General features: G+C 72.8%; 11 protein-coding genes, 1 tRNA gene and 1 riboswitch. Of the genes, 8 read left to right on the top strand and 4 right to left on the bottom strand.

Annotation, left to right across the window (positions count from 1 at the left end; genetic code table 11):
• Positions 1-131: 131 nt before the first annotated feature.
• Complete coding sequence (locus tag ACGF3J_RS37815) at positions 132-911, bottom strand: NAD(P)H-dependent oxidoreductase (protein WP_161326054.1); 780 nt, start codon at positions 909-911, stop codon at positions 132-134.
• Positions 912-1052: 141 nt separating this feature from the next.
• On the opposite strand from ACGF3J_RS37815, the gene ACGF3J_RS37810 reads away from it, so the two are divergent.
• The 8 genes from ACGF3J_RS37810 (at position 1053) to ACGF3J_RS37775 (ending at position 7783) form a co-directional block, all read left to right on the top strand.
• Positions 1053-1904, top strand: coding sequence for a helix-turn-helix transcriptional regulator (locus ACGF3J_RS37810; protein WP_161326055.1), 852 nt, complete (start codon positions 1053-1055; stop codon positions 1902-1904).
• Between the two features lie 12 nt (positions 1905-1916).
• Positions 1917-2180 carry a hypothetical protein gene (locus ACGF3J_RS37805; protein ID WP_161326056.1) on the top strand — a complete coding sequence of 88 codons (264 nt, stop codon included), beginning with the start codon at positions 1917-1919 and terminating at the stop codon, positions 2178-2180.
• 35 nt (positions 2181-2215) lie between these two features.
• On the top strand, positions 2216-2578 hold the full coding sequence (locus tag ACGF3J_RS37800) for a hypothetical protein (RefSeq protein ID WP_237552262.1): 363 nt from the start codon (positions 2216-2218) through the stop codon (positions 2576-2578).
• A gap of 23 nt (positions 2579-2601) precedes the next feature.
• Positions 2602-3759 (top strand): dihydrofolate reductase family protein, encoded by a 1158-nt coding sequence (locus tag ACGF3J_RS37795; RefSeq protein ID WP_161326058.1) that lies wholly within the window; start codon positions 2602-2604, stop codon positions 3757-3759.
• Positions 3760-3815: 56 nt separating this feature from the next.
• Positions 3816-3889 (top strand) — tRNA-Met (locus ACGF3J_RS37790).
• A gap of 149 nt (positions 3890-4038) precedes the next feature.
• Positions 4039-5274: a PP2C family protein-serine/threonine phosphatase gene (locus ACGF3J_RS37785; RefSeq protein ID WP_161331849.1), complete on the top strand. Its 1236-nt coding sequence runs from the start codon at positions 4039-4041 to the stop codon at positions 5272-5274.
• Positions 5275-5498: 224 nt separating this feature from the next.
• Positions 5499-5654: riboswitch (cyclic di-AMP (ydaO/yuaA leader) on the top strand.
• An 11-nt stretch (positions 5655-5665) separates the two neighbouring features.
• A complete protein-coding gene (locus tag ACGF3J_RS37780; protein WP_161331850.1) occupies positions 5666-6703 on the top strand; it encodes a M23 family metallopeptidase in 1038 nt (345 codons plus the stop codon).
• A 135-nt stretch (positions 6704-6838) separates the two neighbouring features.
• Positions 6839-7783: an aldo/keto reductase gene (locus tag ACGF3J_RS37775; RefSeq protein WP_393856040.1), complete on the top strand. Its 945-nt coding sequence runs from the start codon at positions 6839-6841 to the stop codon at positions 7781-7783.
• Positions 7784-7802: 19 nt separating this feature from the next.
• Here the strand turns inward: ACGF3J_RS37775 and ACGF3J_RS37770 are convergent, their stop codons facing one another.
• Genes ACGF3J_RS37770 through lhgO form a run of 3 tightly spaced genes read right to left on the bottom strand, consistent with a single transcriptional unit; the run spans position 7803 to position 11276 of the window.
• Positions 7803-9176 carry a PrsW family intramembrane metalloprotease gene (locus ACGF3J_RS37770; protein WP_393856039.1) on the bottom strand — a complete coding sequence of 458 codons (1374 nt, stop codon included), beginning with the start codon at positions 9174-9176 and terminating at the stop codon, positions 7803-7805.
• A 10-nt stretch (positions 9177-9186) separates the two neighbouring features.
• Positions 9187-10035, bottom strand: a complete 849-nt coding sequence (trmB, locus tag ACGF3J_RS37765; RefSeq protein WP_393856038.1) for a tRNA (guanosine(46)-N7)-methyltransferase TrmB — start codon at positions 10033-10035, stop codon at positions 9187-9189.
• A gap of 35 nt (positions 10036-10070) precedes the next feature.
• Complete coding sequence (gene lhgO, locus ACGF3J_RS37760; protein WP_161326199.1) at positions 10071-11276, bottom strand: L-2-hydroxyglutarate oxidase; 1206 nt, start codon at positions 11274-11276, stop codon at positions 10071-10073.
• Between the last annotated feature and the right edge of the window lie 67 nt (positions 11277-11343).

Genomic DNA, 11343 nt, shown 5'->3' with positions numbered 1-11343 from the left:
GCGCGGTACGAGGCGTCATGGGGGCTCATCAGACTTTTAATCCATTGGTTGTGGGTTCGAGTCCCACAGGGCCTACGCGTTGGACCCCAGCTCACGGCAGGACCGGGCTGGGGTCCTCTCCGTCCCGGCGGTCATCCGCGCACGTGCAGCCCGAAACCCGTGCGGCCCGCGGGCTCCAGCCCCTCCTTCAGCTGCAGCGAGGGCATCTCGTAGTCGCCGGAGTTCTGCCGCCGGTAGGCGATCGGCTCGGTCGACTCCAGCGTGCGCAGGCGCTGCTCCCACGCCTTGGCGACGTCCGGGTAGTCCTCGGCGGTCATCCGGTCGGCGCCGTACACGACGAACGGCGGCACGGCCTCGATGCCGGGGTAGTAGAGGATGCCGTGGTGGATCGGGAACAGGAGATCCTCGATGGGGCCGTTGACGCCGCGGGCGCCGTAGTGCGACTCCTGGCCGCCGATGGTCACCGACAGCAGGGCCTTCCTGCCCGCCAGGGTGCCTTCGCCGTAGCGCTCGCCGTACTTCGTGTCGCTGTGCTCGCCGACGCCGTAGGCGAAGCGGAAGGTGAACACCCGGTCCACCCAGCCCTTGAGGATCGCGGGCATCGAGTACCACCACAGCGGGAACTGGAAGACGATCGTGTCGGCCCACAGCAGCTTCTCCTGCTCGGCACGCACGTCCGGGGTGAGCGTCCCGCCCTGGAAGGCCCGCCCCGAGTCCCGGGCGACCTGCAGTGGACTCGACGCCTCGGGGCCGTAGTCCGCGGCGTCGACGACCGCCTTCCAGCCCATCGCGTACAGATCGCTCACCCGTACCTCGTGCCCGGCGGCCTCCAGGGTGGACACCGCGAGGTCCTTCAGCGAGCCGTTGAGCGACTTCGGCTCCGGGTGGGCGTGGACGATCAGCGTCTTCACGGGGGACTCCTTCGGATCGGATGCCATCGATCCTGGACGCCGTGGCGCCCGGCGTTCAGGGACGCCTCGACCGTCGGACGGGACTTCCTGGTACCGGCAGGACCACCCTTACGGTCCCCGCCCGTGGACATACTGGGGGGCATGGACGATCTCGCTGGATTCCTGCGGACCCGGCGCTCCCGCGTCGACCCGGCGTCCGTCGGCATCCCCACCGACAGCCGCCGCCGGGTCGAAGGGCTGCGCCGCGAAGAGGTCGCGCACCTGTCCGGAGTCAGCGTCGACTACTACGTACGCCTGGAGCAGGGCCGCGCCACCCAGCCCTCCGAGCAGGTCATCGACGCGCTCGCCCGCGTGCTCGGCCTCGACGAGACCGAACGCGGGCACCTCCACCGGCTCGCCCGGCAACGCCGCCGCCGGGCGAAGGCACCGGCCTCCCGCGTCCGGCCGGAACTGCTGCGCGTCCTCGACCTGGTCGCCGACGCACCCGCGCTCATCATGAACCACCGCCTGGACGTGCTCGCCGGAAACCGCCTGGCCGGCCTCCTCTTCGGCCGGCCACTGCCGGGCCTGAACACCGCCCGGCACATCTTCCTGGAGGAGGCCGAGCGGGGCCTCTACGCGGACTGGGAGAACTGCACCCTCGACGCGGTCGGGCACCTGCGCCTGGCCGCCGGCAAGTACCCCGAGGATCCCCGCCTGGCCTCGCTCATCGGCGAGTTGGCGATGGGCAGCGAGCGCTTCCGCCGCCTGTGGGCCCGCGCGGACGTCTGCGCCCGCACGCATGGACGCAAGGCATACCGGCACCCGCTGGTCGGACTGCTGGAACTGCACCAGGAGAACTTCGCGATGCCGGACGCGTCGGGCATGGAGCTGCTGGTGCTGTCCGCGGCCCCCGGCAGCCCTACGGAGGACGGGCTGCGCCTGCTCGCTGGGCTCGGCGCGGACAACTCTGAGGCGCTTCCCGCCGACGGACAGGTCCGCACCTGCGAGTAGGGTCCCCTAGGCATGAGCACAACACCCCCCGGAATACGCCGTGTTGGCCTCGCCGCGGCGATCTACGGTGTCTTCGTCGCGGGGTGGTACCTGGGGCAGCCGGTCACCCCCGAATGCCACGTCGACCGGGCCGCCCTCGACCGGATCACCGCGGAGCACGAAGCCGAACCGTCCCCCGGGGGCTCCAGGACGCTCACCGCCTACACCGTCGCCTGCACCAATGACACGGGCGAACGCCCGCGCGTGCGCGCGTGGTTCGAGGGCCAATGGCGGTGAACGGTGGGCGCGGCACTCCCCGGGTGCCCGCCTGGATGACGATGCGCCGCCTCGTCGTCGCCACCACGCTGTACGCGGTGTTCCTGGCGGGATGGTGGCTGGGCCAGCCCGTGCGCTCCGACGGCTGCCTCGAGGACCGGCGGGCCGACGGCCGCTCCGCACCGGTGGAACCGGCCGACCCCGGCCGGTACCTCGACAACCTCGACCTCGACCTCGGTCTGCTCGACTGGGCCGACGACATGGACGGCCAACGCGACGGCGAGTACGGCCCCAGCGACTACGGCTACGACCTGCGGAGCGGTTCCGAGGCGTCCGCGACGTCCGGCACTGGTTACGCTCCTTGCTCCTACAGGAAGCGCGCCCGCCTGCTCGCGTGGGTCAACGGCGACTGGGGCTGAAGCACGAAGGAGCACGTCCGCACATGACCGCCCACGAGAGCGCCGGCAGGCCCCTCCCCTACGTCCTCCTCTCCGCCGCCGTCTCCCTCGACGGCTACCTGGACGACACCGGGCCGGACCGGCTCCTGCTGTCGTCCCCCGCCGACTTCGACCGCGTCGACGAGGTGCGGGCCTCGGTGGACGCGATCCTGGTCGGGGCCGGGACGATTCGGGCCGACAACCCGCGGCTGCTGGTGAACTCCGCCGAGCGGCGGGCCGCCCGGACCAGGGCCGGGAAGGCCGAGTACCCGCTCAAGGTCACCGTCAGCGGCAGCGGCGAGCTGGACCCGGCGGCGCGGTTCTGGCACACCGGCGGGGAGAAGGTGCTGCTGACCACCGACGAGGGGGCCGGGCGGGCCCGGGCGCTGGGGATCGCCGAGGATGTCGTCGTCCCGCTCGGCGACTCGCTCCACTGGCGGGCGGTGCTCGAATACCTGTACGACCGGCGCGGGGTGCGGCGGCTCATGGTGGAGGGGGGCGGGACCGTCCACACCCAGCTGCTCCAGCAGGAACTCGCCGACGAACTGCAACTCGTCCTCGCGCCCCTGCTCGTCGGCGACCCGGCCGCGCCGCGGCTCTTCGGGCCCGGCGCCTACCAGGGCGGGCGGCTGCGGCTGGTGGAGTCGCGGCGGATCGAGGACGTCGTGCTGATGCGGTACCTGCCGACCGCACCCGGCACCGGCGACCGCGTGAGCGCCGCCGACCGGCACTGGCTGGCGCTCGCCTGCGACCTGGCGGAGCTGTGCCCGCCGTCCCGGACGGCGTTCAGCGTGGGGGCGGTCGTGGTCGCCGCCGACGGCAGCGAGCTGGCGCGGGGATACTCGCGGGAGGGCGGCGACGCCGTCGTGCACGCCGAGGAGGCCGCGCTCGCCAAGGCCGACCGCTCCGATCCGCGGCTCGCGGGGGCCACCGTGTACAGCAGCCTGGAGCCCTGTGCGCGCCGCGCCTCCCGGCCCGCGCCCTGCGCCCGGCTGATCCTCGACGCCGGGGTGCGTCGCGTGGTTACGGCCTGGCGGGAGCCGGACACCTTCGTGCCGGGGGCGGACGGCGGCGGGGTGCTCGCCGCCGGGGGCGCCGCCGTCGTCGTACTGCCGGAGTACGAAGGGCGGGCGAAGGCGCCCAACCGCCACCTGGCGGGATAGAGGGATACCGATGTGCATTCGGCCCCCGGGATGACGTACAGTGGGGAACACAACGACGCGGGGTGGAGCAGCTCGGTAGCTCGCTGGGCTCATAACCCAGAGGTCGCAGGTTCAAATCCTGTCCCCGCTACTGAAGGCCGAGGGCCGGAATCCGAAAGGGTTCCGGCCCTCGGTGCGTTCACCCGCTCGGCCCTCACCGCTCGCCGCCCACCCCCGTCGCGGGAACCCTGGAGTACGGCACGGCAAGCGGCGCGGACAGGGGGCGGCGGGAGACCAGTGGTGCGGGCAGGCGATGTGGAGGACGAGGGAGCGTACGCCCGAGCCGGCGGCCGGCTCCCCGGCGATCCCGTGCCCGACCCGGGTCTCGGCGACGAGCCGGTGCCCGTGCCGCCCGCGGGGCAGCCGCGGCCGTGGCGCACGTCCTACGGGCGGGCCCTCGCGCGCTCGCTCCCCGTACTGCTGATCGTCGTCGCCGTCCTGTACGACATCCTCACCCCGCGCTACTTCACCGCCGGTCCCCTCTACACCGCCGCGCCGCTGGTCGCCGCACCGATCTACTCCCGCCGGGGCACCGCGCTCACCGGGGTCGCCGTGGTCGCCTCGGTGGTCGGGCTGCAGATCGGCAAGGGCGTCATCCACTACGTCGACTCCCTCACCGAGCTGATCACCATCGCGACGGTCGCCGCGCTCGCCGTCTTCGTCAACGCCTTCGTCCGCCGTACCGACGAGCGCCTCGCCATCGCCCGGGAGATCGCCGAGGCCGCCCAGCGCGCCGTACTGCCCGAGCCGGCCGAGCGGATGGCCGGCTTCGAGATCGCCGCCTGCTACGAGGCCGCGCAGGCCGGCGCCTTCATCGGCGGTGACCTGTACGCCGTGCAGGACAGTGCGCGGGGCGTCCGGCTCATCGTGGGGGACGTGCGGGGCAAGGGCATGGGAGCGGTGGCCGCCGTCGCCGTGGTGATCGGCGCCTTCCGGGAGGCCGCGGAACAGGAGGCGACGCTGGAGGCGGTGGCGCAGCGCCTGGAGCGGGCGCTGGCCCGTGAGGGCACCCGGCGCGACGGGCTGGACGCCTTCGAGGGCTTCACCACCGCCGTCCTCGCCGAACTCCCGCACGGCACCGGGACCGTACGCATCGTCAACCGCGGGCATCCGCCGCCCCTGCTGCTCCACGGAGACGGCACCCTCGGGCCGCTGCCCGCCCGGGAGGCGGCGCTGCCGCTGGGCATGGGCGAGCTGGGTGTGTGGCCCGACCGGGCGGAGGAGACCCCCTTCCCCGGTGGGGCCACGCTGCTGCTGTACACCGACGGGCTGTCGGAAGCCAGGGACGAGCGGGGGGAGTTCTACGATCCGTGCGCGCGGCTGTCCGGTCGCGTCTTCCGCCACCCGGCGAAGCTGCTCGACACCCTCGCCCGCGACGTGCGCCGCCACTCCGGGGGCGGGATGGCGGACGACATGGCGCTGCTCGCCGTACGGCGGCCACGGCGCGGCGATCATGATCATTGTCACGAGCCGTGACGGGTCGGCGTCCCTCCGCATAACGACTGACGCACCGTCAGAAAGAAGTGGCGTGAAGGGGAATACTTGGCGGCGGTCAACTCGCCCGGTTTTCACCGATCCTGAGGTGTACGTCCCGCCTGTTTTCGTTAATGATCAAGAGGAACAGCTTGGAATCCGGGCCCCGGGTCTATTAACGTTCGATAACGCAGCGCGGTCGTCCCAGCCGTCACAGAAGGCGGCTCCGTGCGCACGCGCCGAATCCCGCAAGGGAACCGGGGAACCACCACATTGGGGTGAATCGGGCGTTTGACGCCGTGGCAACACGGCTGCATGCGCGCGTAGGAGACCTTCCTGCTCCGAACCCGTCAGCTAACCCGGTAGGCGAAAGGAAGGAAAGGAGTACGCCCACGTGGCGTCCAACCGGCCTGCCCCCGAGGCCCCGTTCGTGCCCAGTCGGCACGACACCGACACCTTCGGCTACGAGAACTACCGCACCGAAGAGGGCCCCTGGGAGGAGTGGAATCCCACCGAGGACTCCATTCGCCCCGTACGCGGCCGGCACCGCGTCGCCAAGCAGCGTGGCGGACTCGCCCGCAGCTCCACCGTCCTCGGCGTCGGTGTCATAGCCGCCGTCGGCGCGGGCGGTATGGCCAGCGCGCAGACCGGCAAGCCGCCGGTGTCGATCTCCATGCCGGACCTGCCCAACGTCGGCTCGCTCATCTCCGACGAGGAGCCGCAGCCGGAGGGTTCCAGCACCCCGCTCAGCGGCATCGGCGTGACCACCGCCGCCGACACCGCGGAGGGCACCGACACGGCCGGCGCGGGCGAGTCCCTGCGGGCCCGGATCATGGCGCAGGCCGAGCAGCAGCAGGCCCAGGTCGAGACGAAGGCCGCCGCCGAGGCCGCCGCGGCCGCGGAGAAGAAGGCCGCGGAAGCCGCCGCCAAGGCTGAGAAGGAGGCCGAGGCCAAGGCCGCCGCCGCCAAGAAGAAGGCGGAGGAGGAGGCCGCGAAGAAGGCCGAGGCCGAGCGCCTCGCCAAGCTGGCCAAGCAGTTCACGCTGCCGACCTCCTCGTACACGATCTCCTCGACCTTCGGTCAGGCCGGCGCCTACTGGTCCTCCGGCCACCACACCGGCCTCGACTTCGCCGCACCCACGGGCACGCTGCTCAAGGCCGTGCACAGCGGCACCATCACGTCGGCGGGCTGGGACGGGTCGTACGGCTACAAGACCGTGCTCACCCTGGATGACGGCACCGAGATCTGGTACGCCCACCAGTCCTCCATCAGCGTCAGCGTCGGTCAGGAGGTCACCACCGGTGACGTCATCGGCCGCGTCGGCGCCACCGGCAACGTCACCGGCGCCCACCTCCACATGGAGGTCCACCCCGGCGGCGGCTCCGGCATCGACCCGATGGCCTGGCTGCAGAGCAAGGGCCTCACCCCCTGAGCCACCGGCCCAACCACCTCCCCGCTGGTCCCCGGCGGTCCTGACGACAACCCCCCGACGTCAGGGCTGCCGGTTTGCGGGGTTTTTGCGTCTGTGCCGGAATGACCTGATCCGGTGCGTTCGTTGACGCCCTACATGACTTCTCTGCGCAAGCTCGGCTCCTCCGACCTGGAGGTCTTCCCCCTCGCCCTCGGCGGCAACGTCTTCGGCTGGACCGCCGACCAGGACCGCTCCTTCGCCGTCCTGGACGCCTACACGGCGGCCGGCGGCAACTTCGTCGACACCGCCGACTCCTACTCCGCCTGGGTCGACGGCAACAGCGGCGGCGAGTCCGAGACCGTCCTCGGCCGGTGGTTCGCGGCCCGCGGCAACCGTGACGACGTCGTCCTCGCCACCAAGGTCAGCCAGCACCCCGAGTACCCGGGCCTGTCCGCCGCGAACATCAAGGCGGCGGCCGACGCCTCGCTGCGCCGCCTGGGCACCGACCACATCGACCTCTACTACACGCACTTCGACAAGCCCGAGGTGCCGGTCGAGGAGATCATCGGCGCGCTGGACGAGCTGGTGAGGGCGGGCAAGGTGCGGCACATCGCCGCCTCCAACATCTCCGCCGAGCGGCTCGCCGCCTCCCTGGAGTTCTCCGACCGCGAGGGCCTCGCCCGGTACGTCGCCCTCCAGCCGCACTACAACCTGGTCTCGCGCGACACCTACGAGGGCGGGCTGCGCGACCTCGCCGAGCGGTCGGGCCTGGCCGCCGTGCCGTACTACGCCCTCGCGGCCGGCTTCCTCACCGGCAAGTACCGGCCCGGCGCGAGCGTGGACAGCCCCCGTGCGGGCGGTGCGGCCAAGCACCTGGAGACCGAGCGCGGCCGGCGGGTGCTCGCCGCCCTGGACGAGATCGCCGGGGCCCACGACGCCCCCGTCGCCACGGTCGCCCTCGCCTGGCTGGCCGCGCAGCCGACGGTGGCCGCGCCGATCGCGTCCGCGCGCACGGTGGAGCAGCTGCCCGCGTTGCTGGGCGTCGCGGAGCTGAGCCTGACGGACGACGAGGTCGCGCGGCTGACACGGGCGTCGGCCTGAGCGGGACGCCGACAGGCCCTTAGGGGCGGTGGGCGTCCGGCGGTGCGTACGGGCGGGCGTACGGGACGTACGGCACCTGGGCCGGGTACGGCGTCTGGGCCGGGTACGGCGCCGGAGGGTGGCCGCCGTACGGGCCGTACGCCCACCCGTACGGGTGGGCCCAGGGCTGCGCGGGCCGCGGCACGGGCGGTGCCGTCGAGCGGGCCGCGTGGTCGAGGGCCGGGCGGGCCGCGCCGCGACGGTGCCACAGGGCGTCCAGCATCTCCCGCTCCCGCACGGCGTAGTCGGCCCCCGCCCGGCCCAGGCGGCCGCGCCGGCGCAGGAACGCCAGCGAGGTCGCGAACGCCTCGTACTGGGCCACCGCGCGTGCCGCCTCCTTCCCACCGTGCCGCCGGGCGTGCTGCCGGGCGACGCGCCGGGCCCGCATCGAGCCGAGCGCGTGCGGCTCCACGGGCGTCAGCCACCCGGCCAGGACATAGGCGGGCAGTTCGGCCCGTACGGTGCCCAGTTCGCGCTGCCGGGTCCAGATCACCAGCCAGGTCAGCAGGCCGAAGGCCGGCACCATGAAGGCCGCGTACACGGCGTAGAAGCCCCACTCGCCGAACGCGGCCGAGCCGTTCCACAGCGCGTGCACGCCCATCGCGAGCAGCAGGCCGGACAGCGGGAGCAGGGCGCGGCGCAGGCGGTGGCGGCCCGCGGAGAGCGCGGCGATGCCGAAGCCGATGCCGGTGAGCACGGTGAAGAGCGGGTGCGCGAACGGGGACATCACGACACGGACGAAGAAGGTCGCCGCGGTGACGGAGGCGATGCCGCTGCCGCCGGTGAGCTGGTCGGTGCCGAACGCGGTGCCGAGGTACAGGATGTTCTCGGTGAACGCGAAGCCGGTGGCGGTGACCCCGGCGATCACCACTCCGTCGACTATGCCGGTGAAGTCACGCCTGCGGAACAGGAAGACCAGGAGGACCGCCGCGGCCTTGGCGGACTCCTCGACGACCGGCGCTATCACCGTGGCACCCAGGGTGTCCGCACTCGCCGGGTCCGCGGTGGCGGTCGCTATCCATCTGGTCGCGAAGCTGTTGGCGACGATCGCTATCAGCGCCGCCGCGCAGGCGCCCCAGGAGAAGCAGAACACCAGGTTGCGCCAGGGGCCGGGGTCGACCCGGTCCAGCCAGCGGAAGGCGGCCACGAGCAGCGGCACGGGCAGCACCGCGAGGCCGAGCCCGACCAGGAAACCCCGCGTGCCGGTCTGTTCGCGGACCAGGGCGAGGATCACCAGACCGGAGAGCGCGAGCAGCGTGATCAGCGCGCCGTACCGCACCCAGGACCGCTGCCACCAGTGCGGATGCGTACGCGCGAACGTGGGCTGACGCGTCGGACACGGGGGACTGGCCACGGCATGGACCCTAACCGGTGGGGGGCTGCTCTTCGTGGGGATCGCGGAGCTGTACGCGGCGGAAGAGCAGGTCGTTCACCACATGTCCCTTGTCCAGCCCCTGGCCCTCGAAACGGGTCAGCGGCCGGTGCGCGGGACGCGGCGCGAAACCGCCGTCCGGGGCGGTGTTCTCGAAGTCGGGGTGCGCGGTCAGCTCGTCGAGCATCTGCTCGGCGTACGGCTCCCAGTCGGTGGCGCAGTGCACGAAGGCGCCCGGCGCGAGCCGGGCCGCGGCCAGGGTCAGGAACTCCTCCTGGATCAGGCGGCGCTTGTGGTGGCGCTTCTTCGGCCACGGGTCGGGGAAGTAGACGCGCAGTCCGGCGAGCGAGCCGGGGGCGAGCATCTCGCGCAGCAGGATGATCGCGTCGCCGTTGGCCACCCGGATGTTGGACAGGCCGTTCCGCTCGGCGAGACCGAGGAGGTTGCCCTGGCCCGGGGTGTGGACGTCCACGGCGAGGATGTTGGTGCCGGGGTCGGCCTCGGCCATCTGGGCGGTGGCCTCGCCCATGCCGAAGCCGATCTCCAGGACGACCGGGCGCGCGTCGCCGAACAGCTCGCCGAGGTCGAGGTCGCGCTGCCCGTCGATGTCCAGTCCCCACTGGGGCCACAGCCGTTGCAGCGCGTCCGCCTGGCCGGCGGTCACGCGGCTGCGCCGGGGCTGGAAACTGCGGATCCGCCGCTCGAAGTGCGATCCGGCGGGGTCGGCCTTAGGCCCGTCCGGGAAGCGCGGCTCCCCCTTGGCACGGGTGTGCCTCAGGGGGGTGCCGGTGTGGGTGGCGGCTGGCTGGTGAGCGTCGGGGGCGCTGGGGAAATCAGACACAGTGCCCCCAATTTTACGGCCCGCCGGTGCCGGGCTCACGAGCCTCCCAGCAGGGTCAGTGCCCTGCGGCCCACCTCTCGCCCGATCGGCAGGGCCGCGGTGGCCGCGGGCGACGGCGCGTTCAGGACGTGCACCGCGTGGGGGCCCTCCTTGATCAGGAAGTCGTCCACCAGCGTCCCGTCGGCCAGCACCGCCTGGGCCCGCACGCCGGCCGGCGCCGCGACGAGGTCGCTCTCCGTCACGGACGGCAGCAGTCTGCGGACGGCGGTGGTGAAGGCCGCCTTGGACAGGGACCGGCGCAGCTCCCCCGTGCCGTACCTCCAGTGCCGCCGCGCGATGTGCCAGGAGCCGGGCCAGGCCAGCGTCGCGGCCAGCTCACGGGGGCGGACGACACCCCAGCCGTATCCCTCGCGGGCCAGCGCCGGCACCGCGTTCGGCCCGAGGTGGACGCCGCCGTCGATGCCGCGGGTGAGGTGGACCCCGAGGAACGGGAACGCCGGGTCGGGCACCGGGTACACCAGTCCCCGCACCAGCTCGGGACGGGCCAGCTCGTAGTACTCGCCGCGGAACGGCACGATGCGCATCCCCGGGTCGTCGCCGGTCAGGCGGGCGATCTCGTCGCAGTGCAGCCCGCCGCAGTTGACCAGGACGCGGGCGCGGAGCACCTCGCCGGAGCGGGTGCGGACGGCGACGCCGAGACCGGGGCGGCGGTCGATGTGCCGTACCTCGGCGCCGTAGCGCAGCTCCGCGCCGGACGCCTGGGCCAGCTGCCGGGCCACGGCGACGTAGTCGCAGATGCCGGTGGTGCCGACGTGTATGGCGGCGAGGCCCCTGACCTCGGGCTCGTACTCCTGGATCTGGGCGGCGCCCAGCTCCCTCACCGGAATGCCGTTCTCCCGGCCGCGCTGGACGAGGGCGTGCAGGCGGGGCAGCTCGGCGCGGTCGGTGGCGACGATCAGCTTGCCGGTGACGGCGTGGTCGATGCCGTACTCGGCGCAGAACTTGACCATCTCGGCGGCGCCCCGCACCGCGTAGCGCGCCTTCAGCGAGCCCGGGCGGTAGTAGACACCGCTGTGGATGACGCCGCTGTTGCGGCCCGTCTGGTGCCGGGCGGGGCCCGGTTCCTTCTCCAGCACCGTGACCCGGGTGCCCGGGGCGGCGCGCGTGATCGCGTACGCCGTAGACAGGCCGACGATGCCGCCGCCTATCACCAGCACATCGCAGTCGAACACTCGTTCCATCTCCCGGTCCACCTCCCGGCTTCGATAGTGCACTGCGCCACTGACAATGCCTTCAAACCCGGAAGGG

Source organism: Streptomyces sp. NPDC048171, from assembly GCF_043202655.1.
Classification (GTDB): Bacteria; Actinomycetota; Actinomycetes; order Streptomycetales; family Streptomycetaceae; genus Streptomyces.
This window is presented reverse-complemented; position numbering and strand designations above follow the sequence as displayed.